This is a genomic window from Streptodolium elevatio, from assembly GCF_040649515.1.
Taxonomy (GTDB): domain Bacteria; phylum Actinomycetota; class Actinomycetes; order Streptomycetales; family Streptomycetaceae; genus Yinghuangia; species Yinghuangia elevatio.
Genome location: NZ_JBEZFP010000045.1, coordinates 1 through 23636, shown reverse-complemented (window position 1 = coordinate 23636; position 23636 = coordinate 1). Strand labels below are relative to the sequence as shown.

Genomic DNA, 23636 nt, shown 5'->3' with positions numbered 1-23636 from the left:
TCATTGTCTTCTTCGTCCATCTACGGCTCCTCGCAGGGGACTGCCGCCGGGTCGGGGGCAGGGTGGCCCATGACGGCGTCAGCGGCGCTGGGGAAGCAGGCCAGGCAGTGTTCGTTGACCTGGTAGTACACGGCTGTCCCGCGCTTCTCGGCGAGTACGAACCGCACCTCGGCGAGCTGCTTGAGGTGGTGGGAGACAGTGGACTGGCCGACCTCGGAGCGTTCGACGATCTCGCCGACGCTCATCGGGCGCAGCTCCACCGCGAGCAGGTTCACCAGCCGGACCCGGGTGGGGTCGGCGAGTGCCTTGAACCAGGACGCGTAGGTCGCGGCCGTGTCCGCGTCGAGGAGTCGCAGCTGGGGCACAGGATCTTTCATCGTCAATCGACGATAGTCGATTGATGGCAGGCAGGCGACCCCTGATGGCGCCTGAACGGCCCCGGTAGATCACAGATGGCGTGTGGAGTCCGCGGCGGTGGGTGTTCGCCGTCCGGCGCCTCTCGAGCCCGCCATGTACGGCCCGGGGCGGGCCGCGGTGCTGGTCGTGTCGTCTGCCCCGGGGCGGCGGTTCATGGGCGGACGGTGGCCGCGAACTGTGCGCCCGTGCCGACGAATTGCCTTGGCGCCCGACAGGGGCGGTTGCCCGGCAGGGGCGGCTACCGCCCCTCGGGCAGGAGTTCGGTCAGCAGGGCGCGGATGCGCTGCTCGATGTCGTCGCGGATCGGGCGTACGGCGTCGATGCCTTGCCCGGCGGGGTCGTCGAGCGCCCAGTCGAGGTGGCGCTTGCCGGGGAAGACCGGACAGGCGTCGCCGCAGCCCATGGTGATGACGACGTCGGACGCCTGGACCGCCTCGGTGGTCAGAACTTGGGGGGTCTGGTCGGCGATGTCGATGCCGACATCCTTCATCGCCTCGACGGCCACGGGGTTGACCTGGTCGCCTGGCACGGACCCGGCGGAGCGGACTTCGACGCGGTCGCCGCCGAGGTGGCGCAAGAAGCCCGCGGCCATCTGGGAGCGACCCGCGTTGTGGACGCAGACGAACAGTACGGACGGCTTCTCCGGCATAGGGGGTGGTCCTCTCGGGAGGATTGCGCGGGTATGGCGTGCGCGGTTCAGGCGGCGGTCGGTTCGGCGGGCAGGGCGCGGTGGTCCATGCCCGGGTGTCCGTCGAGGGGTTCGCTTTCCGGACCCGACCCGCGTAACGTATCAGCACATGGTGATGTCAGTTGATGCTGATATGTTGAAGGTGCTGGCGGATCCGCTGCGGATGCGCATCGCGCAGCTGCTGGCCCGCGAGGCGCTGTGCGTGTGCCACCTGGTCGAGGAGACCGGCGCCAAGCAGACGAACCTGTCCAACCACCTCAAGGTGCTGCGCGAGGCCGGGCTGGTCGACACCGAGCCGTGCGGCCGGTTCCTCTATTACCGGCTCAAGGCCGACGTCGTCGGCAGTCTCGCCGCATCGCTCGGCCGGCTGGCCGAGGCCGCAGCCCAGACCGCTTCCTCGGACCGGAAGAGGCCCTGCTCGTGACCACCACCGATCCCGGACGCGCCGACGCCTCCGCCGACCCGGGCGCCGGCGCGGTTGTTGCGAAGCTGTCCACACTGGACCGGTTCCTTCCGGTGTGGATCGGCGTCGCCATGGCCGTTGGTCTGGGGTTGGGCAAGCTCATCCCGGGCCTGGACGACGGGTTGGGCCAGGTCGAGGTCGGCGGGATCTCCCTGCCGATCGCGCTCGGCCTGCTGCTGATGATGTACCCGGTGCTCGCCAAGGTCCGCTACGACAAGCTCGACGCCGTCACCGGCGACCGCAAACTCATGGCCTCCTCGCTGGCCGTCAACTGGGTCATCGGCCCGGCGGTGATGTTCGCGCTCGCCTGGACGTTCCTGTCGGACCTGCCCGAATACCGCACCGGCCTGATCATCGTCGGACTGGCCCGCTGCATCGCGATGGTCGTCATCTGGAACGACCTCGCGTGCGGCGACCGCGAGGCGGCCGCCGTCCTGGTTGCCCTCAACTCCGTCTTCCAGGTCGTCATGTTCGGCGTGCTCGGCTGGTTCTACCTCGACCTGCTGCCCGGCTGGCTCGGCCTGGGCGACGGCGAGCACCTCGACGTCTCCTTCTGGAAGATCGCCGCCAACGTCGTCGTCTTCCTCGGCGTCCCCCTCCTCGCCGGATACCTCACCCGCCGCCAGGGCGAGAAGGCCAAGGGCCGCGACTGGTACGAAACGGAATTCCTCCCGAAGATCGGGTCGGTCGCGCTGTACGGGCTGCTCTTCACGATCGTGATCCTGTTCGCCCTTCAGGGCGACACCATCACCTCCGAACCCGGCGACGTCGCCCGCATCGCTCTGCCGCTTTTGATCTACTTCGCGGTCATGTGGTTCGGCTCCTATGCAATCGGCCGCGCGATCGGTCTCCCGTACGACCGCACCGCCACCTTGGCCTTCACCGCAGCCGGCAACAACTTCGAACTCGCCATCGCGGTGGCGATCGGCACCTTCGGCGTCACTTCCGGCCAAGCCCTCGCCGGCGTGGTCGGACCGCTCATAGAAGTCCCGGTCCTCGTCGCCCTGGTGTACGTCTCGCTCGCCCTGCGCAAGCGGTACACCGCTCGGCCGCCGGCCTGACCGTGTCGCCCCTCGTCGTGCGCCTTCCGCTGCAGGTGCCCGGGCGGCACGCCTATCGCAGCACGCCGCCGAGGGCGGCGACCACGCTCGGGGTGACCTTGTAGTACACCCACGAGCCGCGCCGCTCGGAGGTGACCAGCCCCGCGTCGCGCAGCTTCTTCAGGTGGTGGCTCACGGTCGGCTGCGAGACGCCCACGTCCTGGATGTCGCATACGCACGCCTCCCCGCCCGGGTGCGAGGCGATCTGCGAGAACAACCGCAGGCGGACCGGGTCCCCGAGCGCCTTGAACATCACCGCCACCCGCTCCGCGTCCTCCGCCCCCAGCGGCTCGCGCGACAACGGAGCGCAGCACGGCACCACGGCTGCCCCCGTCGCGTCGGCGATCGTGCCGGGCTGCAGGACCGGCAGCTCCTTCAGATTCGACATGTATCAATATTGACAGGCGCCGATGCCGGTGGCAAGGTGCCGATATCGACAGACGTCAATACCGAGGTGTCGACCGCACGGACTTCAGGGGACCCATGGGCAACGCCGTCAGCCGCATCCGCCGGACGCTCGCCACAGTCGCGGTCGCAGTCGCAGTCGCACCGTCATTCGCGGCGCATTCTGACGGCCACCCGCATCACAGATGAACCCGGCGCCTTCAATCGCACCGACCGACCCCGACCAACTCCGCATCTGATCCAGGAGGTTCCCACCATGTCCCGTGTCCAGCTGGCCCTGCGCGTCGCCGATCTCGACGCCTCGATCGCTTTCTACAGCAAACTGTTCAACACCGAGCCGGCCAAGCTCCGCGACGGCTATGCCAACTTCGCCGTCGCCGAGCCCCCGCTCAAACTCGTCCTGATCCAGGGCGCGGACGGCGAGCCGACTGTCATGGACCACCTCGGCGTCGAGGTCGAGTCCACCGACCAGGTCACCGCCGCGACCACCCGCCTTGCCGACGTCGGCCTGGCGACCCTGGAGGAGAACGACACCGCGTGCTGCTACGCGGTCCAGGACAAGGTGTGGGTGCACGGCCCCGGTCAGGAGCCGTGGGAGGTCTACGTCGTCAAGGGCGATGCCGACCAGATGGCCAAGAACGAAGACTCGGCCTGCTGCCTGCCCTCCACCGACAGCGGCGTCCCGGTGCCCGCCGAAGCGTCGAACCTGATCGACCTCGCGCCCGCGAACTCCGGTGGCTGTTGCTGATCGCCGACCGCTCCCGCCCGGCCCCCCGTACCCCGGTGCGGGGGGCCGGCGTATGCGCGAAGACCGGCATTGCGCCTTCTCGTGTGGAGCGCGTCCTGAGGCGGCCGGCGTCGTTGACCCCGGTATGACGTTGCCCCCGCCGCATGACCGGCGCACCGAGCGCGCCCGTCGGCGCCGTCTGGCCGCCGCCGATCCGGACACGCCGATTTTCAACGCCTTGGCCGCAGAGTGGGCCGGAACCGACCGGGGCCTTCCCGGTGTCGTCCCGGCCTCTCCGAGACTGGTGATCTCGGACGGGGCCGACTTGCCCGGTTGGAACCCTCCGACCGTCCGGGACTGACGCCCGGCTTGTCCTGGGAGGTCGACCAGTCGCCGTCCCGGTCTGCGGAGATCGGCACGGGGCCTGCGCCGGTTGCGCCCTGCGCTTGCGCATGAACTGCCCGAGAAGATCTTTCACTTGCAGGCGTCGATTGCCATCGCACTCTCCGACCCTGCGGCTGCCGGTGATCGCGATCACGTTTACACGCGCGCCTGTAGCCCCTCATAATTTTCCTGATCGGTGTGCCAGGGGAGCGCCCTATGGGTGTGGCACGTCGTTCCCTCCTACTCGCGCGAGGTGGCGCTTCGGCGCATAATTTCCGCATTCCTGTTTCCCCGGCTTTTCCCAACCGTCTTTCGGCGGGGCGGTCGTATCACCGGGGTGGGGAATTGGACCAACATATGCAGCCGGCGGGCACACGGCCCTTCGCCGACCCGATACCCGACGCCTGGTTCCGGCCGGGCTCGGGCGCGGCCCGCGCCGCATTCACGGGACTGTCCGAGGACACCTCCACAGCCGTTCTGACTCGCCCGGTCGGGCTCGACAGCCCTCCGGCCCAGCCCGAGGCGAAGACGCCGAACTCCCACCAGGCGGCCGCGGCAAGGCCTCGGGGCTCGCGGGGCAAGCACGCGCCACGCAAGGCGGAACCGTTCCGGTTGCGCACCAAGCGCCGTAGGCGGCGCTCGCTGCCCGCCGTCGACGTCGCGGAGATGCGCATCACCGCGCTCGTCCCCGCGCACAACGAACAGGACCAGATCGCCGACACGATCCAGTCGCTGCTGGCGCAGAAGCGCCCTCCCGAGCGCATCGTCGTCATCGCCGACAACTGCTCCGACCGGACCGTCGAGATCGCCCGTGGCATGGGCGTCGACGTCTACGAGACGATCGGGAACAAGCACAAGAAAGCCGGCGGCCTCAACCAGGTCCTGGACCGGATCCTGCCGGAACTCGGCCCGCTCGACGCGATCCTGGTCATGGACGCCGACTCGACGCTCGGCCGCGAGTTCCTCAGCCACGGCCTGGAGCGCCTGGCTACCGGTAACTGGGGCGGTGTCGGCGGCACCTTCACCGGCAAGCCCGGCGGCGGGTTCGTCGGCATGTTGCAGCGCAACGAGTACGCCAGGTACGTCCGCGACGTGCAGCGCCTGCAAGGCAAGGCGCTCGTGCTTACCGGCACCGCGACGCTGTTCCGTGCCCTCGCGCTGCGAGAGGTCGTCGAGGCCCGGCGCTCGCGCGAACTTCCCGGCAGCCCGCAGGTCTACGACACCCGCGTGCTGACCGAGGACAACGAGCTCACGCTGGCCATCCTGCACCTGGGGCTGCGGATCATCTGCCCGCCCAAGTGCACGCTGGAGACCGAGGTGATGCTCACCTGGCGCGACCTGTTCAACCAGCGCCTGCGGTGGAAGCGCGGCGCCTTGGAGAACCTCACCGACTACGGGTGGACACGTGTCACCCGCGGCTACTGGGGGCGCCAGGCCCTGGCCCTCGTCGGCCTGCTGGTCATCGTCATCTACCTGTCGTCGCTCCTCTATTCGCTGATCGCCACCGGGCACGTCACGGTGCAGCCGGTCTGGATGGTCGTGACGGTGATCTTCTCCGTGGAACGCGCGGTGACCGTGCGCAGCCGCGGGCCGCTGCAGATGCTTCTCGGCGCGCTCATCGTCGTCGAGATGGCGTTCGACCTGTTCCTCCAAGCCGCCCAGGCGAAAGCGTTCTGGGATGCCGTACGCAACAAGGAAAGGAAGTGGTGACGTGTACAACGTGAGCACTGGGGCCGCAGCGGCCGGAACCGGCGGTGCCCTGGCCGCGACCGGAGCGGTCAGCCTGGTGTGGGCCTTCGTGGCGGCGTTCACGCTGCTCAGCGCAGGCCTCGCGCTCAAGCGGATCGCGCCCGCGCGCACCCGCTGACGCCCCGTACCGGCCTGCGGCGTCTGCGGACCCGCGGGCCGGTCCCGTCCTCCGAACCCAAGGGTCAGGTACCGATGTCCTCCGCTTCGCGCGCCGGCCTTGTCCGGCGCCGCCTCACGACCGGGCTGCTCGCGCTGTCGGCCGCCGTCAGCCTGCTCGTCACCGGACCGGCGCCCGCCGCGTCGGCCGCGGAACCGTGTGCCAACGGATTCGTCGCGATCAGCTTCGACGACGGCCCCAGCCCGCTGACCCCCGCGTACGTGCAGGCCCTGTACGACGCAGGGTGGGTCAAGGCGACGTTCTTCCTCACCGGCGCACACGCGCAGGAGTACCCGCAGTACGTCGACCAGCTCGCGCAGAACGGGCACTGGATCGCCAACCACAGCTACTCGCACCCGTTCCTCGACGAACTCGGCGAGCCCGACGCGTTCAACGAACTCCTCGGCACCAACCAGATCCTCCAAGCGCAGACCGGGACCGCCCCGACGCTCTTCCGCCCGCCGTATGGCCGTACCAACGCGCAGATCCGAGCTGACGCGGCCACCCTCGGCATGACCGAAGTGCTGTGGACCGCCGACTCGTTCGACTACAACGGCATCTCGGCACAAGAGATCGCGGACAACGCCCTCCAGGTCGGGCCGGGCGGCATCATCCTGCTGCACGAGGGATACGAGACGACGCTCGCGGCGATTCCGCGCATTGTCGTCGGGCTCGCCGAGCGCGGTCTGTGCGCCGGCAAGATCGTGCCGTCGGCGACGCCGGTCGAGGCGTGGCCCGGCACCACATACCACGCCACCGCAGCGCACTGGTGAAGCGCGACGGATGCGTCAAAGTCCCGCTTCAGCTTTGCAGGCTCTGGGAGTTCCGCGCACTCGCCGCTCTCACGCGCTCTTCCGGTCGCCGTGCAGGAGTCGGTCCATGGCTTCGGCCGCCCGCACGGATGCATCGGCGCAGCAGTTGTTGAACAACACGTGCACGTGGTCGGCGCTCTCGGCCAAACCGTGCAACCGTGGGACCCATTCGGCGAGTTCGGCGACCGAGTAGGTGTGGCGGAACCGGTCTTCCTTGGAGCCGGTTCCCCAGGCCGGGCTGCGCCCGTGGAAACGGACCACCGCGAGTCGGGACGCGGTGACCGTCGCGACGGGCGGGATGGATGTGGACAGCGTCTGTGTCATGTCGACGGCGACTGCGCTGACGTCCAAGCGCCTGAGAAGCTCCTGCGTCGTATCGGCGTTGGCGTCGGACCACCAGGCGGGGTGACGGAACTCGACGGCCAGCGGCCAGTCTCCGGCCCGTTCCACGCAATCGACGAGGAATTGCGTGGCATCAGGGCCGGGAGCGAACGAGGGCGGGAACTGGAAGAGCACCGAACCGAGGCGTCCGGCGTCGCGGAGCGGCCGCAGCGCACCGCTGAAACGCTGCCAGATCTCGTCCAGCAGACGAGGGTCGGCCCGGCCCGGCCAGTGCTGCATCGGCGCACGCAACTCCGGCGGCAGAGATCTCGGCCGGGTGGGATGGCCGGTGAGCAACGAGAACACCTTGACGTCGAAGGCAAACGTGTCCGGTGTTCGCTCGACCCACAACTCGCTATTACGTGCACTGGGTAGCGAGTAGTACGTCGCATCCACCTCCACCACGTCGAACTGCTTTGTGTAGTACCGCAGTCGGGCCTCCGCCGTGCTGCATTCAGGTGGATACCAGCCACTGGTTATGAGGGCGGCGTCGGTCCAGGAACATGTGCCCACCGATATGCGATCCATGAGCGCCAACTACCCCGATATTGCTGCTATGCGCAGTCGTGATCGGGCGGCGCTGTTTCACAGGTTTGCCGGTCTGTTCGCCGGACTTGCCGCCTCGCGTCCCGTCATTCTTGTTCTTGGGGCCGTCGGCGGCCGATGAGGTCCATCGGGCTGGACCCGGCTGGTTCTTGACCCTTGCCGCCCGAGCGGCGGCGTCCCGGCACAGCCGCCGGCCGCCTCTTGATCGAGCCCGGTCCGCCCCCGGGCGCCCCGCAGCGCGCGTTGCCAAATAGTCTTCATGCGTCATCCTGATGCTTGAGCAGGCTCCGCATCCGTCCAGCGGTTGCGGAGCCCAGTTGTGCCTGTGAGGAACCTGTCATGAGCGAGCCGCGCGGGGGCGTCGGCCAGGATCGTTTCGCACGACCGCGTCGCCGGAGGTGGGGACCGGTCCCGCGTCGGTCGGCGTTCGGAGGCGAGGGCGGCCGCACCGCGACGGCGCTTGTCGGCGCCGCATCCGGCGAACGGCTCGGTGGTCGCCTGGGCCAGGTGCCCAGCGCGCGTGGCGGCGCGTCCAGTGCGCGTCTCGGCGGGGACCCCGAGCCCGCGAAGCCGTCCGGCGTCTCCCCCTCCCGGTGGCGGATATGCCATGTGGCGGTTGTGCTCGCATTGCCTCTGTACGTGGGATGGGGCCTGCTGCTGGCCACCGGTGGCGGTGATCTCGCGGCTCAGTACTCGTGGGCGGAGTTCGCGGTACGGCATCCGGGCACCCCGTACGGCCTGTTCTGGTACGGCGGGATCCACGTCGGCAGCTACAGCGTCCTCTCGCCGCCGCTGATGGCGTTGCTCGGAGTCCGCACCCTTGCCGCCCTCAGTGGGTTGACCGCTACCTGGCTGCTGGCCGCGCTGTTGGTGCGTACCACCCGGAACGTGCCGACGTGGCCGGTGCTGGCAGGGGCGCTGGCGCTGTGGGCGAACGTCGTCTCGGGCCGCGCCACGTTCGCTCTCGGTGTCGCAAGCGCGCTGGGCACCTTGCTGGTCCTCATGGTGCGGCGTACACCTGTGTGGCGGGTCGTCGCGGGGGTCGTGGGGACGGCGCTGACCGTGCTGTTCAGCCCCGTGGCCGGCCTGTTCCTTCTCGTGGCGGGCGCGGGGTTCCTGCTCGACCGGCAGTGGGCGACAGGCCTGGCCCTGACCGTACCGACAGGAGTGGTCGGCGGGTTGGTGAGCGCGCTGTTCCCGTCCCACGGCCAACAGCCCATGGGGGCCGAGCGGATCATCTTGCCTGCCCTGGCCGGGGTGGTGGTGGCGTTGGCGGCACCGCGCGACTGGCGCGTGCTGCGGGCCGGCGCCGCGGTCTACGCCGTCGGTGTGGTGCTGACCTGGCTGATTCCGTCGCCGGTGGGCACCAACGTCGAGCGCCTGGCCGCGCTTTTCGGCGCGCCCGCGCTGCTCGCAATCTGGTTCGAGCGGCGACGGCGAAGCCCGCATCCTCGGAGGTCCTTGCTCCGAGTCGGTGGTGACGCGTCGTACCGCACACGCTTTTGTGCCGCGGGGCTGGCGATGTGCGTGATCTGGACGGTGGTTGCGACCGCCAGAGACGTGGAGTCGCATACCGAGGTGCCGGGCTGGTCGCGGCACACCGCCGGCGTCATCGCCGAATTGGACCGGCTGGGCGCGTACCGCGGCCGTGTCGAAGTGGTCCCCACCGGCTCGCACCGCGAGGCGCCGGTGTTCGCCCGGCATTTCCAGGCGGTACGCGGCTGGAACCGCCAACTCGACATGGAGCGCGGCCGGTTGTTCTACTCCGAGGAGCTCCACGAGGCGAGCTATCGGGCGTGGCTGAACGAGTGGGCGGTCGGCTATGTCGTCCTGCCGCACGCTCCACCGGACGGCTACGCCAGGACCGAGGCCGCATTGATCCGGTCCGGCCGCCTGAGTTCCTGGCTGGAGCCGGTCTGGAACGACGCCTACTGGACCGTCTTCCGCGTCCGGGACGCCGTGCCGCTGGCCAGCGCCCCCGCCGAGGTGCTCCGCGCCGGCGACGCCGACATCGTGCTCAACATGCCCCGCCCGGGAACGGTCACCGTGCGTGCCGCCTACTCGCGTTGGCTGTACGCCGACGGCGCCTGCCTGCGCGCGAGCGGCCCGTGGATACAACTGACCGCTTCGCGCCCCGGGGTCTACCGGATCACCTCCAGTTACTTCGTCCCGGACGGCTGCGGAACATGAGATTCGCGGCCGAGAGACACTGACGCCGTCCCACCCCGCCGAGCCTCGCCTTCGGGAGGCGGTTTCTCCTGGGTGCGCGGGGGTAATCGGGTGCCCATGAACCTCGCGTCGCTGGTCGACTTGACGCTGGATCGCACGATCGTGCTCGGCTACGGAACCCCGGGATATCACCTGCGTAGGCGCCTGCCGGGGTGGCCGGCGGACGGCGCGCGCATGGACGGCAAGGTCGTGCTGGTCACGGGAGCCGCCTCGGGGATCGGGCTTGCCGCCGCGGTCGGTTTTGCCGAACTCGGGGCGTCCGTGCGGGTACTGGGTCGTACGCCCGACCGTGCGGAGGACGCCGTGCGGCAGGTGAGGGCGACTGCGCGCGGCAAGGTGACCGGCGACGTGCGTCCGGTCGCGTGTGATGTCGGCAGCCTGGAGGAACTGCGCTCCTTCACGGACAGGTTCCTCGGTGCGGAAGAGCAGCTCGACGTGCTGGTCAACAACGCGGGCGTGATGCCCGACGAGCGGACGTACAGCGCTGACGGCGTCGAACTGAACTTCGCCACGCACGTGCTGGCGCCGTGGGTGCTGACGGCTGCCCTGCTGCCGCTGCTGCGGGCGGCGGCTCCGTCCCGCGTCGTCAACGTCACGTCCGGCGGCCAGTACGCGCAGCGACTGCCGGTCGGGGACCCGGAGTCCGCGAACTCGGCGTACTCGCCGAAGAAGTTCTACGCCCGTACGAAGCGCGCCGAAGTGATTCTCACCGAGGAATGGGCGCAGCGGCTTGCCCCGCATGGGGTGCATGTCCACGCCATGCACCCCGGGTGGGCCGACACGAAGGGCGTCCGCACCTGGATGCCGGTGTTCCGGAAAGTCACCCGCCCCGTCATCCGCGACGCGGAGCAGGGCGCCGACACCATCGTGTGGCTGGGCTCGGCTCCTGATGCGGTCGATACCACCGGGCTGCTGTGGCAGGACCGCAGGCCGAGGCCCACGACGTACCTGCTCGGCGCCGGCCGCGACCGTCCGCAGGCGCGGCGCGAATTGTGGGACCACGTGGCTGCCTTGGCCGAACGGGCAGGCATTTCCGACCACATCTGAACGGGCTGCCTCCGCACGCGCTCGGCACGCCGCTGTGCGGGCTGCCCGGGCAATCGTGCGTCAGGTGCATCCAGGAGAGCTTTTGTCACGGAAGGACAGGTGAAGGCTTCAGCACGCAAAAGACCTGGAGAGCCTCATGGATACCAACCTGTTCACCGCCGACGTCACACCCACGGGACGCCGCGTCCTGATGACCGGACGGCGCCGCGCCGTCGCGGCACTGGGCGTCGGGGCGCTGTGCGCATCCTCCATGGCCCTCGCGGCCGCCCCTGCGCAGGCCGCCGACGAGGCGACTGTGTCGGTCCTGCACGGCATCCCCGGCCTGACCGTCGACGTGTACGCCAATGGGCAGCAACTCCTGCCGGACTTCAAGCCCGGTACGCTCACCGACCCGCAGGAACTCCCGGCGGGCAGCTACGACATCAAGGTGTTCAAGGACAACGAAGGCCCGAACGGCACACCCGCCCTGCAGAAGCAGGTCGAGGTACCCGCCGGAGCCAACGCCACCCTGGTGGCGCACCTGGATGCGAACGGCGCACCGATGCTCTCCGCGTTCGTCAACGACACCGCGCCGGTGGCCGCGGGCAAGGCCCGGGTGACCGTCCGGCACGTCGCCGCGGCACCCGCCGTCGACGTACGCGCCAACGGCACGCCGGTGTTCACCGGTCTGACCAACCCCAAGGAAGCCAAGGGGGAGGTCGACGCCGGCATGATCAAGGCGGACGTGACCCTCGCGGGCACCTCGACCGTGGCGCTGGGCCCGGCGGACCTCAACCTCGCGGAAGGCACGAACACCGTCGTCTACGCCTACGGCAGCGCCGCCGACAAGACCCTGGCGTTGAAGACACAGGCGATCACCGGCCTGCACTCCGCGCCGGGCGGCGTCCCGGCGGGCGGATCCGGCGCCGCCGCGAACGCCCGCACCGACGACGGCGGCGGAGCACCGGCCTGGGCGATCGGCCTGGCGGCGGCCGGAGCACTGGGCCTGGCCGCGGGCGGCTACCGCGTCGTCGCGAACCGCCGGAACTGACCACCGACGGCCACCGGTCAACGGCCCGCCCGTGGCGGCATCACGCGAGTCCGTCGCGTTCTCGCGGGCCGTACCACCTCTCGGACGCTCAGGAGGTTGCCGTGTCGCGAGCGGCGCAGGACGCAGCCACTCGGCGGACCGGATGCACGTTCGGCAAGGGCGCCTTCGGCGGGCCCGCCCTCGGCAAGCCCGCCACGGCGTTCGCCGAGAGGCGGGGCAAGTGGCCCCGTCGTCGGCGTGCGGCGCTGATGTGGTGCCTGGCGGCGACGAGTTGCGTCCTCGCCGCCTGCGGCACCGTCGCCGGCACAAGCACCGGCGCGGGCACCGGGACGGGCGTCCCCACGTTGACCGCCGGCGAGACGGCCGCGACGGCCGCGGCCGACACGGCTGAGCCGGCGGCGTCGGCAGGGCCGGAAGCGGGGGCGCCGGCCCCGGGACCGGGCGACACGACCGCCACGTCGCCTCTGCCCGGCGACGCCGGATCGAGTACCCGGATTCCGACGGCGGTGAGTGTCTCCGCGCTGGACCTGTCCGCTCCGGTGGTGCCCGTCGGGGTCGCCCCGGACGGTCAGGTGGAAGTGCCGCCCGATGGCGGCACCGTCGGCTGGTACCGGTTCGGCCCGCCGCCCGGCGCCCCGGCCGGATCAGCCGTGCTGGTCGGACACGTCGACACCGCGGACGGCCGCATCGGCGAGTTCGCCGGGCTCGAACGTGCGGCCCCCGGCCTGCGCGTCTCCGTACAGCGCGGCACCGCGCCGCCGCTCGTGTACCGGGTCGTTCGGGTCGAGACGGTGCCGAAGGGGGCTCTCCCGGGCCCGGCGATCTTCCGGCGTGACGGGCCGCATCAGCTTGTGCTGGTGACCTGCGCCGGCGCGTACGACCGGTCGGCCGGCGGCTACCAGGCCAACCTTGTGGTCACCTCTGTGCCGGAGAACGCATGAACACCGACACAGGCTTCCCCGGATCCGCGGTCCTGGCCACTAGGCTTTCCGCCGTGGAACACCTCGACGACTCCGACGTCGCCAAAGCCTTCGCGGACGGCGACAAGGCGGCGTTCGCCGAGGTGTACCGGCGATGGGGCGCTTTCGTGTACACGTTGTGCGCACGTACCCTCGGCGACCGGACCGAAGCCGAGGACGTCACGCAGCAGGTGTTCGTCTCCGCGTGGCGCGGGCGTGCCACCTACAGCCCCGAGGCCGGGTCGCTGCCCGGATGGCTGGTGGGCATTGCCCGGCACCGTGTCGCGGACGCCTGCGCCGCCCGCGCGCGGCGTGCGCGTCCCACCGACGCCGAGCCGGTCTCGGACCCGGAGCCCTCCCACGACTCCGGGGTCGTGGAGCGGGTCGTGGTCGCCGACGAACTCGCGCGGCTCGGGCAGCCCCAGCGGCGCATCCTGCAGATGGCGTTCTTCGGCGACCTGACGCACAAGCAGATCGCGGAACGCCTCGGCCTGCCGCTCGGCACGGTCAAGAGCCACATCAGACGCGGCCTCGGCCGCCTACGGGGCCGAATGGAGGAGGTGGACGATGAATCACAGTGACCCCGGGACACTCGCGTTGGCCGCACTCGGTGAACAGGTGCCCGAGACGGACCGTGCGCACATCGCCGCCTGCCCGGTCTGTGGAGCCGAACTCGACCAGCTGCGGGCCGTCGTGCGGGCCGGGCGGCAGATCCGCCCCGAGGACGAACCGTCCCCTCCGCCCGCGCGGCTCTGGCGGCGCATCGCCGACGAACTCGACTTCGACGGCGACCTGTCCGTGCCCGGTCCTTCCGAGTCCGACCCGTCCATGCTCGACCCGTCCGCGCTCGACCCGTCCGCGCCCGACCCGTCCGTGCCCGCGGAGGAGGCACCTGCCGACCGCGGCGCCGGCCCGGCGGAGGGGCCCGAGGGTGCCGTGCGTACCGGGGGACCCTGGTTTCGGCTGCGGAAGTCGCTGGCCCTGGCAGCCTCGGCCGCGGTGATCGGTGCCGCCGCCGGGGTCGGCGGCACGCTCTGGGCGACGGACGAGGACGAGTCTCCACGTGCGCGCGTGGATGCCGAGACGCGGCTGGATCCACTGCCCACGCACCAGGCGGCCGGCGCCGCATTCGTCGACACCACTACCGGCGGTGAAGCCGGACGACGCCTCGTGGTCCGCGTATCCGGCCTTACGCCCCAGCCCGGCTTCTACGAGGTCTGGCTCCTGGACCGCGACGCGAAGAACATGATTGCCGTCGGCATCCTGCCCGTCGGAGGGGAAGCCACCTTCGACCTGCCCGCGAACCTCGACCTCGACGGCTACCCGGTCGTGGACGTGTCTGTGCAGCAGTACAACGGCTCACCCGAACACTCCGGCAACAGCGTGGTACGCGGGACCCTGCCCAGCTGAACTCCCAGCTGATTGCCGGACTGATCGCCGAACGGCCACAATCTGGGGATTGCGGCGAGGCACCTCAGCCCTGATGGCCCGTCACGGCGCGCGGCATGGTCTGGACCAGTTCGTCACCGAGGCGTTCGAACTCGCGCCGGAGGAACGGGTCGGCGAGGCGGGCCAAGCCGTGGAAGCGCACGTGGGCCCGGTACGTGACCTCGGTGGATTCCCCACGCGGCACGAACGTGAGATCGTCGGTGGAGGTGGCGGTCTTGTTGGTGCCGACGAACGTCAGCCGGGTCGGCTCGGCGCGGCTCAACTCGTACTCCAATTCCGTGGGCTTCCCGCGGAACTCGGAGACGCTGCGCCACCGGGATCCTTCCCGCACGGGGCCTGAGTCGATGCGCGTGCACCGGCGGGTCCCGGGGTCCCAGTAGACGGCGTTGGCGAAGTCCCGCAGATAGGCCACCACTTCGTGGAGCGGGCGCGGGATGGTGAAGGTGCGTTGTACGTCGACCATCGATTCGGCTCCCTCTCGAACTTGATATGGGCCAGTCGTCGCTCACCGTCGTGCCCGCGCACACGGGAGCGGCTCCCGGGCGACCACAGGTACGCGGCGGAGCCACAGCGCGATGCCGTGCCTGCGGATACCGAGTGCGACTTGGTGGGGCATCAACGGATGGCGAAGCAGCAGGCGGACCAGGCCGCGTGTGCCGACGGGGCGGCGTCGCCCCCGCCACCGCGCGGTGAACGCGACCCGGTCGTCACGCCGTAGGGTGACCGCGATGTCGAGACGGGCCGCGGGTTCGGGTACGTGCAACTCGTACACGCCGTCGACCTCGAGGAACGGGGACACGTAGAACGACTTCGCCGCCCGCGCGCGCCCGGTCGCATCCGGAAAGAGCAGGTAGGGATGGCGCTGCCCGTAGGTGTTGTGGACCTCGGCGATGACGCACGCGAGGGTGCCGTCGCGGCGATGGCACCAGTAGAGGGTCAGAGGATTGAAGACGTAGCCCAGTACGCGGGCGTTCGCCAGCATGAGGACGTGGCCACCGTCCAGTTCGACGCCCTCCTGCGCGAGCCACGCGTCGACGTTCGCGCGGATCGAGCGGGTCGGGTCGCCCAGGTGGTCGCGTGCCTCGAAGCGTACGAACGGCCTCAGCCACCAGGGAAGTTCCGGCGGGTCGTCGAGATCGACCAGCCACGTGTAGCCGCGGTTGCGGAAGGCGCGTACGAAGTGCTCCCTGCGTACGTGGACGACCTCGGTTTCGTACAACGCCGTGCCTGCGCTCACCAGACCACCCCCAGGGACGCGGCCGCGCGTACGCCCGATGCGCACCCGTCCTCGTGGAAACCCCACCCGTGATACGCCCCCGCGAACGCGGTACGTCCGTCCGCGAGCAGTGGCAGCGAACGCTGGGCGGTGACCGACTCCGGTGTGAAGACGGGGTGTTCGTACACCATCCGGTCGACCACGGAATCCTCCCGCGGGCGCTCGGTCGCACCGAGGGTGACGAGGTAGGTGGTCCGCTGGTCGAGGCGCATCAGCCGGTTGAGGTCGTAGCTCACCAGGACGCGGTCCTGGTCCACCCCGTCGTGGCAGGAGGTCTTGAGGTAGTTCCAGGAGGCACGCGCCGCGGCGGCACGCGGAAGCAGGGCGGTGTCGGTGTGCAGGCAAGCCTCGTTCCTCGCGTAGCGGAACGCCCCCAGGACTGCCTGCTCGCGCGGTGTCGGATCCGCGAGAAGACGCAGCGCGTCGTCGGCGTGGGTCGCCAGCACCACGGCGTCGAGCCGATGCGGCCGGTCGGAGTCGTCGCGCACCTCGACACCGTCCGCGGTGCGCCGCACGGCGCGGACCGGGGTGGCGACGTTGACCGACGCGAGGCCTTTCACCGCCCGGTCGACGTAGGTGCGGGATCCGCCGACCACGGTCTTCCAGGCGGGTGATCCGCTGACGGTCAGCATGCCGTGGTTGTGGAGGAAAGCGAACAGGTAGGCGGCGGGGTACATGCGGCTGTCACGCGTGCCTGTCGACCACACCGCGGAGACCAGCGGCATGACGAAGTGGTCGACGAAGTAGGGCGAATACTTCCCGTCGGCCAGAAAGCGGCCGAGCGTGGGCTGTTCCTGCGTGTCGTCGGCCGCGGCGGCCCCGGCGGCCTGTCCGACCCCTGCGGCGCCGGCGGGCACGGCCGATCTGCCGTACTGGGCGGCAAGGAGGAGCGCGCGGGCATTGCGGTGAAAGCGCACGACCTCGCCGAGCATGCGCAGGTAGCGGGGGTTGACGCTGTTGGAGCGCTGCGCGAACAGGCCGCCTGTACGGCGGGCTCCGGCGTACTCCAGACCGCAGCCTTCGCAGCGGACGCTCATCGACATCTCGGTGTCCTGCGTCTGCACCCCCAATTCCCGGAAGAGCCTGATGAGATGGGGGTAGGTCTGCTCGTTGTGGACGAGGAACCCGGTGTCCACCGGGATGGTCCCGCCCGTCTCGGCGGGGACGTCGTGCGTGTGCGCGTGCCCGCCAAGTCGGTCGTCGCTCTCGAACAGCACGACGTCGTAGGAACGTTGCAGGATGTAGGCAGCCGTCAGGCCGGAGACCCCGGCGCCGATCACCGCGACGCGTCGGCGGCTCATGGCGACCGCCTCTCCGTCGTCGGCGCTGCCGTCGGCTCCGTCAGCCGGGCCGGCATCCGGGCTTGGTCGACAAGCATGCTGCCGGCGAAGTCGGCCACCAAGGCGTCCCAGTCCCGACGGCGGCGCAGCATGGCGTGGCCCGCATGGGGGAGTTCGACGCGGCGGACGGGCATCCCGGCGGACAGAGCCCTGAGGGCGTACTCGTGCGACGCCTCGGGCGAGGTGCGCCGGTCGCGCAACCCGTGGACGATGAGCACCGAGCGGTCGGCCAGTTGGCGTACCGGGTCCCCTGCCGGGGTCCAGGGCGCAAGTGCGCACACCCCGGTCACGTACGGGTGATCCGCGGCCCACAGTGCGGCCCGGCCGCCCATCGAGTGACCGACGAGGACCATCGGCGCGCCGGGGAACCGGGTCTGCACCTGGTCCAGGGCCCACCGCACGTCCTGCACCGGATCGGCCGCGCTCCCGTTCCAACCGCGCAGCCGATAGCGCAGTACGGCCACCGCGGCGCCGCGCGGGTCTAGCCGCCGACGCAGCGTTCCGGCCATCGCGGCCATTCTCAGGTACGCCAGGTTGCGCCGCGAAGCCCTTGCCGTGCTGTGCGACCGACCTCCCGGCAGGACCACGACCACGCTGCGCGGCTGATCCGTGGGTCCAGGCGTCCGCAGGGACAACCGGGGCGTGGCATCCACGACGCCGGGCGCCGCCGAACGTGGCACTCTCATGTCACATGCTTCGGCGCGGACAGGCGGGCAGATTGGTACGCACCCACAGCCGGGACCGGCGTCGGGGCCCGCCAGGGACGATCTCTGCGCATCGGATCCTTCCTCCGTCGGTCCATGAGCGGTCCTTCACACCTTCTTCCGGCGCCGGGAGGCATTCGGATGCGGCCGGGACGAAAAATCCTCGGAACCTGCGTCCCTGTGTCCAGGCGGGTCGCCGCGCGGGTGCGAGGGCTCCGCATCGCTGAAATGCTGAGGACCTGGGCCGCCTGTCGCGCGCCGCCCGCCGCCCGTGGTCGGCGAGCGGTGGCTGTGAGCGCCGAAAGCGCATTCCGGGGCTGCCGGCCCCAGGCCGGCGGAGTTGGGATGGCGTCCGCGCGGACGGCGGCCAGACGATCGCGAGGTGGTGGAACCATGTGCCGATGGCTTGCCTACTCGGGCACCCCGGTGCTCCTGGGCACGATTCTCTACAAGCCGTCCCATTCGCTGATCGACCAGAGCCTCCACTCCCGGATGGGCGTGGAGACGACCAACGGCGACGGGTTCGGGGTGGGCTGGTACCGGCCCGATCTGGAGACACCGGCGGTCGTGCGGGAGATCGGCCCGGCGTGGAGCAACCGCAACTTGCGGGAGATCGCCGACCACGTGCGCTCCCCGCTGTTCTTCGCGCACATCCGGGCCTCCACGGGCACGGCGGTGCAGCAGACCAACTCCCACCCGTTCCGCCACGGCCGCTGGATGTGGATGCACAACGGCGCCATCACCGACTTCCACCGGCTGCGGCGGGACCTGGCCCTCGCCGTCGACCCGGCGCTGTTCCCCGACATCGAGGGGTCGACGGACTCGGAGCTGATGTTCTTTCTCGCGCTCACTCTCGGGCTGGAGCAGGACCCACCGGGCGCGGTCGCGCGGATGGCGGGTCTGGTGGAGGGCGTCGGTCGCGAGCACGGCGTGGAGTTCCCCCTCCAAATGACGATCGCGGTGACCGACGGGCAGCGGATCTGGGCCTTCCGCTACTCCACGCAGCGGACCTCGCGCTCGCTCTTCTTCAGCACCCGGGTGGAGGCTCTGCGGGCACTGCACCCCGACGTGGAATTCCTGCGCGAAGTGTCCGACGACACCCGCCTCGTCGTGTCCGAGCCTCTGGGCGACCTGCCCGGTGCGTGGAACGAAGTACCGGAGAGCAGTTGCGGCGTCGTCGGCCCGGACACCGACGAACTCCGCCCCTTCGCCCCCCAGGCGGCATAGCGCGGTGTCGGCGGACTCGGGCTGGAACGCGGACGAGCACGTACGGTTTGCGCGCTACCGGCAGGCGTTCGACGAGGTGGCCCCTGCGGACGCAGCCGCCCTTGTCGCCCGAGTACTCACCGACCCCGACAAAGGGATGGCGAACAGCGCCGTCTGCGAGTATCTCGACAGACGGGCCGCCGAACTGCTCGCGGATCCCGGCTATCCCTCGTGGTGCCTGGAGATGACCCGCGCCGTCATGGCGGACGACTTCTGCACACGACGCCTCAACGAGTGGACCCTGCTACGGGCGATGACCCTCGACGAACCATGGGACGTCGAAAGCCTGCTCACGGCGTCCAACTGGCTCCAACTCCACACCGCCGAGCGGTCCTTGGCGACGTCCCCTCTGCAAATCCTGGCCGAGAACGGCCGCACCCGCCGCATCCGCAACATCGCCCAGTCCCGACTGTCCGCCGCTCAGCGCTCGACGTCGACCGAACCGGACCGCTGAACCGTCGGCTCTCCGGACCGAGCGAGCGCACAAGCCCCGAGGCCCCGCCCACGGTGACCTCCCGCCCCCAGCAGCCGAGCCCATTCCATCCGCCCCCGCGCCACCGCCGCTGATGTCGGTGGTTCAGGGGGTTGCGGACTTGTTGTTGATTCGGGCTTGGAGGGTGGGCTTGAGGGCGGGCCATTCGTCGGCGGTGATGCTGAACATGGCCGAGTCGCGGAGTTTGCCCGCTTCGCCAGGGGCCCAGGACGGCGACCAGTTGCGGAGGACGCCCTCGAAGCGCGCGCCGAGGCGTTCCATCGCGGCTCGGGAGCGGGCGTTGCGGGCATCGGTCTTGAGGTCGACACGGGCCAACCCGAGGTTCTCGAACGCGTACTCGAACAGCAGGTACTTGGCCTCGGCGTTGATGGCCGTGCCCTGCGCGGAGGCGGACAGCCAGGTGCCGCCGATTTCGAGTGCGCAGAGATCCGTGCCGCCTGGCCAGGTCCGTGGTTCCAGGTAGTTGGTGCAGCCGACGGCGGCGCCGTCGGTGGTGCGGATCTGTGCGAAGCAGGTCCAGCCGGGGCGGCCGAGGGTCGTCTCGATGTATGCCGCTACCTCGTCGGCGCGCGGGACGAGGGTGAAGCCGTACGTCTCGCGGCTCTCCTCCGCGGCCTGGACCAGTCCCGGTGCGTGTGCCGGTGACAGCGGCTCCAGCCGTACGTGGGTCCCATGCAATACGGGAGCCTCGAAGTGTGAAGTCATGCCGGTAATCCGTCCTCTGGATGAACCCGTGGATCATCGCGGCGGTCGGCTGGAGGCGTCAAAGGAGTTGTCGCGGCGCCGGGGAGGGGTTTGTCAATCGAGCATAGATTGCTAGCATCCTAGTCATGGCTGCCGGCAAACAGGTCAAGCAGTTCAACGTCTACCTGCCCGTCGACCTCATCCGTGAGGTCAAGCACCACGCCGTCGACACCGAGCGCTCGCTGTCCTCGATCGTCGAGACGGCCCTCACCGAGTACCTCCAGCGTGTGGCGACGACCGAGAAGGAGGGCACCGATGACGACTGAAGGCTTCGACGGCTTCCTCGTCGAGACCCGCAACTACGGGGCGACGGCCGCGTTCTGGAAGTCGCTCGGCTTCGAGAGCGTGCTGGAGACCGGCCACGGCTCCGGCCAGTGGGTGCACCCCGCGGGCGGCCCCTACGTGTTCATCGTCGAGCAGCACGAAGGGGAGCTCACCACTCACCCGATCCTGAGGGTCGCCGACGCGGAGGCGTTCGCTCCCGACCGCGCCCCGGACTTCGCGCAGCCGTTCACCCCGACGCACTGGGGCGTCAGCCAGGCGCTGGTACGCGATCCCGACGGGCGGACGGTCGCTCTCGAAGCGCCTCTCCCCGGAGGGCAGGACGATGCGCAGGGAGGCGGCGATGCGTGACGGCCAAGAGGCCCACCAGCCGTCCGTACCCGACCACACCGCGGTGCGCGTCGCCCTGTGGCGTGCCCTGCACGTCCAGGCTGACGCCCCGCCGCACGTCCTCGACGACCAGGTCGGACTGAAGCTCGCCGACCCCGGGGACGACTGGCGTGCGCGCGGCGACATGACCATGCCGGGTGTCGAAGGCGTCCGCGCGGCCATGGTCGCGCGCGCCCGCTTCGTCGAGGACCTCGTCGCCGAGCACGCCGATGCCGGCGTGACGCAGTACGTCGTCCTCGGTGCAGGCCTCGACACCTTCGCCCAGCGGCGGCCCGAACTGGGCGCCCGACTCCGTGTCTTCGAGGTCGACCAGCCCGGTACCCAGGCCTGGAAGCGCCGTCGTCTGGCCGAACTCGGGTACGACATCCCGTCCTGGCTGACCCTGGTCCCCGTGGACTTCGAGGGCGGCGACTCGTGGTGGGAGCGCCTCACCGCCGCCGGATTCGACCCGGCCAGGCCGGCCGTCGTCGCGTCGACCGGCGTCAGCATGTACCTGACGGACGAGGCGAACACCGCGACGTTGCGCCAGGTCGCCGCGCTCGCGCCCGGCTCGGTGTTCGCGACGACGTTCCTGCTGCCGCTCGACCTGCTGGCACCGGACCAGCGGCAGGTCCAGGAGTTCTCGATGCGCAACGCGGCCGCGTCCGGCACGCCGTTCGTCAGCCTGTACGCGCCCGAGCAGATGCGGCAGGCAGCCCTGGCAGCGGGGTTCTCCAAGGCCGTGCACGTGTCGCCCGACGATCTGGCCGCTCGGTATTTCACCGGCCGAGCCGATGGCCTGCGGCCACCCAGGGCCGAGCAGTTCCTGGTGGCGGAGGTCTGACCAGCCCCTGCCCGGAGTCGCAGCGCATTCGAGCCTGAAAAGTGGTCGCGCAACTCGTGAACAGCTTTGCGCTGATAGCGAGTTCGCCATCCGGTCATGACGAAGTAGTGCATCGCAGTAGTCATCGCTGCGTTCGTGCTCTACTGGGAGCGACGAATGCCTCGCCTGGACCGGATCGGTGGGGCCGTCGGGCCGGGAGCGTGACGTGGCGAAGACATGGCGGTGGGAGAGCGATCACCGGTGCTGCACCACCTGCCCGCCGGACAGCTCGCTGATGTACGAGGGCGGACGCGTGCGCTATCTGGGGTGGTGTTCGGACGTCGGCTTCGGTGGGGGATACACGATCGGGGTCCAGACGATCGACGAGTTCGTGACTCGCGGACCTCTCGACGACACCATGCCTCCGGCGCTCATCGCGGAGATCCGCACGTACCTCACAGCGAAGTAAAGGTCACGTAGCGCGAACGGGTCCAGGAACCAGGCCCGCAGGAACGTCGACGCCGTTCCAATCACGGCCCCGCGGCGTACCGGCCGTCCGGGATGACGTCGTGGTTCAACCAGCCTGGCTCCCCGACTGGAGGTCTCGGGTCGGATCAGCGCCGTCGGTGAGGGCGTGACCGGCTGGCGGGTGGGTGACGAGGCGTGCGCGTTGCTGACCCGGGGCGGGTACGCCCAGAAGCTGCTGACGGTGCCTAGAGGGGTCGGCCTGGTCGAGGCGGCGGCCCTGCCCCGGGGTCGCGGCCACCGCGGGACCCACGGCGGGGGAGACGCTCCTCGTGCACGGCGGCGGGGGTATCGGCACTTTCTGGGCGAACGCGTCGGGTTGCGCCGCCCGGGCCGCGTACCAGGATTGAGCGAGGGGCCTTGTCCCGTGAGCGGCCTCCGCACCCGAGCGGTCGGCAATCGTGCGGGACGCACCTTCCAGGGCACGCGTGTGCCCGCGATTGGAGCCGCCATGACCTCGCTTCCCCCGCCCGTCACGCCCTACCTGGAACCCGCCGCGCAGGAGTTGTGCGACGCCACCGATCCGCATCCGCGGATCTACGAGGTGCCGCCCGAGAAGGGCCGCGACATCCTGCTGAGCCTGCAGAGCGACCCGAGCGTGCCCCGGCCGGACGTCGACGAGGAGTGGGTCGACGTGGATGCCGGCGAGTGGGGCACCGTCCGCACCCGCATCATCCGACCCAAGGGAGCCACCGGTTCGCTGCCGGTCGTCTTCTACATCCACGGCGCCGGCTGGGTCTTCGGCGACGACAAGACCCACGACCGCCTCTTCCGGGAACTCGCCGTCGGCGCGGGCGCGGCGGGAGTCTTCCCGGTCTACGACCGGGCGCCCGAGGCGAAGTACCCGACGCAGGTGGAGCAGAACTACGCCGTGGGCCAGTGGGTGATGGAGCACGGCGCGGAGCACGGCCTGGACACTTCGCGCATTGCCGTCACCGGCGAGTCGGTCGGCGGCTGTATGTCCACGGTGTTCGCGCTGATGAACAAGGAGCGCGGCGGCATCGACCTCAAGGCCCAGGTGCTGCTGTACCCGGTGGCCAACGCGGACTTCGACACGCCCTCCTATCTGCAGTTCGCCGAGGGTTACTACCTGACGCGCGACGGCATGAAGTGGTTCTGGGACGCGTACACCACCGACCCCGCCCAGCGCGCCGAGCACCACGCCTCCCCGCTCCGGGCGAGCCTGGACCAGCTGAAGGGCCTCCCGACGACTTTGGTCATCACCGATGAGGCCGACGTACTGCGCGACGAAGGCGAGCAGTACGCCAACA

At 70.2% G+C, this 23636-nt stretch carries 29 protein-coding genes; 20 read left to right on the top strand and 9 right to left on the bottom strand.

The window, feature by feature from the left end; all coding sequences use genetic code 11:
* Positions 1–20 precede the first annotated feature (20 nt).
* Both AB0C36_RS18815 and AB0C36_RS18810 read right to left on the bottom strand, forming a co-directional pair.
* Positions 21–377 carry an ArsR/SmtB family transcription factor gene (locus tag AB0C36_RS18815; protein ID WP_358355409.1) on the bottom strand — a complete coding sequence of 119 codons (357 nt, stop codon included), beginning with the start codon at positions 375–377 and terminating at the stop codon, positions 21–23.
* A gap of 278 nt (positions 378–655) precedes the next feature.
* Complete coding sequence (locus AB0C36_RS18810) at positions 656–1066, bottom strand: arsenate reductase ArsC (RefSeq protein ID WP_358355407.1); 411 nt, start codon at positions 1064–1066, stop codon at positions 656–658.
* Positions 1067–1214: 148 nt separating this feature from the next.
* Here AB0C36_RS18810 and AB0C36_RS18805 point away from each other — a divergent pair, with 148 nt between their 5' ends.
* Both AB0C36_RS18805 and arsB read left to right on the top strand, forming a co-directional pair.
* Positions 1215–1529, top strand: coding sequence for an ArsR/SmtB family transcription factor (locus AB0C36_RS18805; RefSeq protein ID WP_358355405.1), 315 nt, complete (start codon positions 1215–1217; stop codon positions 1527–1529).
* Positions 1526–2629: an ACR3 family arsenite efflux transporter gene (arsB, locus tag AB0C36_RS18800; RefSeq protein WP_358355403.1), complete on the top strand. Its 1104-nt coding sequence runs from the start codon at positions 1526–1528 to the stop codon at positions 2627–2629. Before AB0C36_RS18805 ends, arsB begins: the two co-directional genes overlap by 4 nt.
* Before the next feature lie 52 nt (positions 2630–2681).
* Here arsB and AB0C36_RS18795 read toward each other — a convergent pair whose 3' ends face one another.
* Entirely contained in the window at positions 2682–3056 is a 375-nt protein-coding gene (locus AB0C36_RS18795) for an ArsR/SmtB family transcription factor (protein ID WP_358355401.1), read from the bottom strand.
* A gap of 273 nt (positions 3057–3329) precedes the next feature.
* On the opposite strand from AB0C36_RS18795, the gene AB0C36_RS18790 reads away from it, so the two are divergent.
* The 4 genes from AB0C36_RS18790 (at position 3330) to AB0C36_RS18775 (ending at position 6863) form a co-directional block, all read left to right on the top strand.
* Positions 3330–3821, top strand: a complete 492-nt coding sequence (locus tag AB0C36_RS18790; RefSeq protein ID WP_358355399.1) for an ArsI/CadI family heavy metal resistance metalloenzyme — start codon at positions 3330–3332, stop codon at positions 3819–3821.
* A gap of 720 nt (positions 3822–4541) precedes the next feature.
* Positions 4542–5894, top strand: a complete 1353-nt coding sequence (locus tag AB0C36_RS18785) for a glycosyltransferase family 2 protein (RefSeq protein ID WP_358355397.1) — start codon at positions 4542–4544, stop codon at positions 5892–5894.
* A gap of 1 nt (position 5895) precedes the next feature.
* A complete protein-coding gene (locus AB0C36_RS18780; RefSeq protein WP_358355395.1) occupies positions 5896–6051 on the top strand; it encodes a hypothetical protein in 156 nt (51 codons plus the stop codon).
* 74 nt (positions 6052–6125) lie between these two features.
* Complete coding sequence (locus AB0C36_RS18775; RefSeq protein WP_358355394.1) at positions 6126–6863, top strand: polysaccharide deacetylase family protein; 738 nt, start codon at positions 6126–6128, stop codon at positions 6861–6863.
* 69 nt (positions 6864–6932) lie between these two features.
* Here the strand turns inward: AB0C36_RS18775 and AB0C36_RS18770 are convergent, their stop codons facing one another.
* Complete coding sequence (locus AB0C36_RS18770) at positions 6933–7811, bottom strand: DUF72 domain-containing protein (protein WP_358355392.1); 879 nt, start codon at positions 7809–7811, stop codon at positions 6933–6935.
* Between AB0C36_RS18770 and AB0C36_RS18765 the strand changes: the two genes are divergently transcribed.
* The 7 genes from AB0C36_RS18765 (at position 7810) to AB0C36_RS18735 (ending at position 14504) form a co-directional block, all read left to right on the top strand.
* Entirely contained in the window at positions 7810–7950 is a 141-nt protein-coding gene (locus AB0C36_RS18765) for a hypothetical protein (protein WP_358355391.1), read from the top strand. The genes AB0C36_RS18770 and AB0C36_RS18765 overlap by 2 nt on opposite strands.
* 497 nt (positions 7951–8447) lie before the next feature.
* A complete protein-coding gene (locus AB0C36_RS18760; protein ID WP_358355390.1) occupies positions 8448–10019 on the top strand; it encodes a hypothetical protein in 1572 nt (523 codons plus the stop codon).
* A gap of 96 nt (positions 10020–10115) precedes the next feature.
* Entirely contained in the window at positions 10116–11105 is a 990-nt protein-coding gene (locus tag AB0C36_RS18755) for an SDR family NAD(P)-dependent oxidoreductase (RefSeq protein WP_358355388.1), read from the top strand.
* A gap of 190 nt (positions 11106–11295) precedes the next feature.
* Positions 11296–12135, top strand: a complete 840-nt coding sequence (locus tag AB0C36_RS18750) for a DUF4397 domain-containing protein (protein ID WP_435839072.1) — start codon at positions 11296–11298, stop codon at positions 12133–12135.
* 101 nt (positions 12136–12236) lie between these two features.
* A complete protein-coding gene (locus tag AB0C36_RS18745; protein WP_358355387.1) occupies positions 12237–13076 on the top strand; it encodes a class F sortase in 840 nt (279 codons plus the stop codon).
* Positions 13073–13675 (top strand): RNA polymerase sigma factor, encoded by a 603-nt coding sequence (locus tag AB0C36_RS18740; protein WP_358355385.1) that lies wholly within the window; start codon positions 13073–13075, stop codon positions 13673–13675. Before AB0C36_RS18745 ends, AB0C36_RS18740 begins: the two co-directional genes overlap by 4 nt.
* Positions 13662–14504 carry an anti-sigma factor gene (locus AB0C36_RS18735; RefSeq protein WP_358355383.1) on the top strand — a complete coding sequence of 281 codons (843 nt, stop codon included), beginning with the start codon at positions 13662–13664 and terminating at the stop codon, positions 14502–14504. The genes AB0C36_RS18740 and AB0C36_RS18735 overlap by 14 nt, the downstream gene beginning before the upstream one ends.
* A gap of 64 nt (positions 14505–14568) precedes the next feature.
* Here AB0C36_RS18735 and AB0C36_RS18730 read toward each other — a convergent pair whose 3' ends face one another.
* The 4 genes from AB0C36_RS18730 to AB0C36_RS18715 are packed head-to-tail and all read right to left on the bottom strand — an operon-like array spanning position 14569 to position 17845.
* Entirely contained in the window at positions 14569–15006 is a 438-nt protein-coding gene (locus AB0C36_RS18730) for an SRPBCC family protein (protein ID WP_358355381.1), read from the bottom strand.
* A 42-nt stretch (positions 15007–15048) separates the two neighbouring features.
* Positions 15049–15780, bottom strand: a complete 732-nt coding sequence (locus tag AB0C36_RS18725; RefSeq protein ID WP_358355380.1) for a DUF1365 domain-containing protein — start codon at positions 15778–15780, stop codon at positions 15049–15051.
* Positions 15777–17120 (bottom strand): NAD(P)/FAD-dependent oxidoreductase, encoded by a 1344-nt coding sequence (locus AB0C36_RS18720; RefSeq protein ID WP_358355379.1) that lies wholly within the window; start codon positions 17118–17120, stop codon positions 15777–15779. Before AB0C36_RS18720 ends, AB0C36_RS18725 begins: the two co-directional genes overlap by 4 nt.
* Complete coding sequence (locus AB0C36_RS18715) at positions 17117–17845, bottom strand: alpha/beta hydrolase (protein WP_358355377.1); 729 nt, start codon at positions 17843–17845, stop codon at positions 17117–17119. The genes AB0C36_RS18720 and AB0C36_RS18715 overlap by 4 nt, the downstream gene beginning before the upstream one ends.
* A 411-nt stretch (positions 17846–18256) precedes the next feature.
* On the opposite strand from AB0C36_RS18715, the gene AB0C36_RS18710 reads away from it, so the two are divergent.
* Together AB0C36_RS18710 and AB0C36_RS18705 are read left to right on the top strand one after the other, a co-directional pair.
* Entirely contained in the window at positions 18257–19090 is an 834-nt protein-coding gene (locus AB0C36_RS18710; protein WP_358355375.1) for a class II glutamine amidotransferase, read from the top strand.
* Positions 19091–19094: 4 nt separating this feature from the next.
* The gene (locus AB0C36_RS18705) at positions 19095–19583 is read left to right on the top strand and encodes a hypothetical protein (protein WP_358355373.1); all 489 of its coding nucleotides are present in this window, start codon (positions 19095–19097) and stop codon (positions 19581–19583) included.
* A 123-nt stretch (positions 19584–19706) separates the two neighbouring features.
* On the opposite strand, the gene AB0C36_RS18700 is transcribed toward AB0C36_RS18705, so the two are convergent.
* Positions 19707–20327, bottom strand: a complete 621-nt coding sequence (locus AB0C36_RS18700; protein WP_358355371.1) for a GNAT family N-acetyltransferase — start codon at positions 20325–20327, stop codon at positions 19707–19709.
* Positions 20328–20452: 125 nt separating this feature from the next.
* Between AB0C36_RS18700 and AB0C36_RS18695 the strand changes: the two genes are divergently transcribed.
* The 5 genes from AB0C36_RS18695 to AB0C36_RS18675 form a co-directional block, all read left to right on the top strand.
* Complete coding sequence (locus tag AB0C36_RS18695) at positions 20453–20632, top strand: ribbon-helix-helix domain-containing protein (RefSeq protein WP_358355370.1); 180 nt, start codon at positions 20453–20455, stop codon at positions 20630–20632.
* Positions 20622–20999, top strand: coding sequence for a VOC family protein (locus AB0C36_RS18690; protein ID WP_358355368.1), 378 nt, complete (start codon positions 20622–20624; stop codon positions 20997–20999). The genes AB0C36_RS18695 and AB0C36_RS18690 overlap by 11 nt, the downstream gene beginning before the upstream one ends.
* Positions 20992–21861, top strand: a complete 870-nt coding sequence (locus AB0C36_RS18685) for a class I SAM-dependent methyltransferase (RefSeq protein WP_358355367.1) — start codon at positions 20992–20994, stop codon at positions 21859–21861. Before AB0C36_RS18690 ends, AB0C36_RS18685 begins: the two co-directional genes overlap by 8 nt.
* Before the next feature lie 205 nt (positions 21862–22066).
* A complete protein-coding gene (locus AB0C36_RS18680; RefSeq protein ID WP_358355366.1) occupies positions 22067–22309 on the top strand; it encodes a hypothetical protein in 243 nt (80 codons plus the stop codon).
* A 507-nt stretch (positions 22310–22816) separates the two neighbouring features.
* The coding region (locus AB0C36_RS18675) for an alpha/beta hydrolase (RefSeq protein ID WP_358355364.1) at positions 22817–23636 on the top strand (820 nt) is incomplete at its 3' end.

Coding starts and splice junctions, on each gene's coding strand:
- AB0C36_RS18710 (WP_358355375.1), top strand. CDS start 18,257: ATGTGCCGATGGCTTGCCTACTCGGGCACCCCGGTGCTCCTGGGCACG.
- AB0C36_RS18720 (WP_358355379.1), bottom strand. CDS start 17,120: ATGAGCCGCCGACGCGTCGCGGTGATCGGCGCCGGGGTCTCCGGCCTG.
- AB0C36_RS18685 (WP_358355367.1), top strand. CDS start 20,992: ATGCGTGACGGCCAAGAGGCCCACCAGCCGTCCGTACCCGACCACACC.
- AB0C36_RS18750 (WP_435839072.1), top strand. CDS start 11,296: ATGACCGGACGGCGCCGCGCCGTCGCGGCACTGGGCGTCGGGGCGCTG.
- AB0C36_RS18795 (WP_358355401.1), bottom strand. CDS start 3,056: ATGTCGAATCTGAAGGAGCTGCCGGTCCTGCAGCCCGGCACGATCGCC.
- AB0C36_RS18805 (WP_358355405.1), top strand. CDS start 1,215: ATGGTGATGTCAGTTGATGCTGATATGTTGAAGGTGCTGGCGGATCCG.
- AB0C36_RS18790 (WP_358355399.1), top strand. CDS start 3,330: ATGTCCCGTGTCCAGCTGGCCCTGCGCGTCGCCGATCTCGACGCCTCG.
- AB0C36_RS18740 (WP_358355385.1), top strand. CDS start 13,073: ATGAACACCGACACAGGCTTCCCCGGATCCGCGGTCCTGGCCACTAGG.
- AB0C36_RS18815 (WP_358355409.1), bottom strand. CDS start 377: ATGAAAGATCCTGTGCCCCAGCTGCGACTCCTCGACGCGGACACGGCC.
- AB0C36_RS18715 (WP_358355377.1), bottom strand. CDS start 17,845: ATGAGAGTGCCACGTTCGGCGGCGCCCGGCGTCGTGGATGCCACGCCC.
- AB0C36_RS18690 (WP_358355368.1), top strand. CDS start 20,622: ATGACGACTGAAGGCTTCGACGGCTTCCTCGTCGAGACCCGCAACTAC.
- AB0C36_RS18735 (WP_358355383.1), top strand. CDS start 13,662: ATGAATCACAGTGACCCCGGGACACTCGCGTTGGCCGCACTCGGTGAA.
- AB0C36_RS18695 (WP_358355370.1), top strand. CDS start 20,453: ATGGCTGCCGGCAAACAGGTCAAGCAGTTCAACGTCTACCTGCCCGTC.
- AB0C36_RS18810 (WP_358355407.1), bottom strand. CDS start 1,066: ATGCCGGAGAAGCCGTCCGTACTGTTCGTCTGCGTCCACAACGCGGGT.
- AB0C36_RS18700 (WP_358355371.1), bottom strand. CDS start 20,327: ATGACTTCACACTTCGAGGCTCCCGTATTGCATGGGACCCACGTACGG.
- AB0C36_RS18785 (WP_358355397.1), top strand. CDS start 4,542: ATGCAGCCGGCGGGCACACGGCCCTTCGCCGACCCGATACCCGACGCC.
- AB0C36_RS18755 (WP_358355388.1), top strand. CDS start 10,116: ATGAACCTCGCGTCGCTGGTCGACTTGACGCTGGATCGCACGATCGTG.
- AB0C36_RS18770 (WP_358355392.1), bottom strand. CDS start 7,811: ATGGATCGCATATCGGTGGGCACATGTTCCTGGACCGACGCCGCCCTC.
- AB0C36_RS18730 (WP_358355381.1), bottom strand. CDS start 15,006: ATGGTCGACGTACAACGCACCTTCACCATCCCGCGCCCGCTCCACGAA.
- AB0C36_RS18765 (WP_358355391.1), top strand. CDS start 7,810: ATGAGCGCCAACTACCCCGATATTGCTGCTATGCGCAGTCGTGATCGG.
- AB0C36_RS18775 (WP_358355394.1), top strand. CDS start 6,126: ATGTCCTCCGCTTCGCGCGCCGGCCTTGTCCGGCGCCGCCTCACGACC.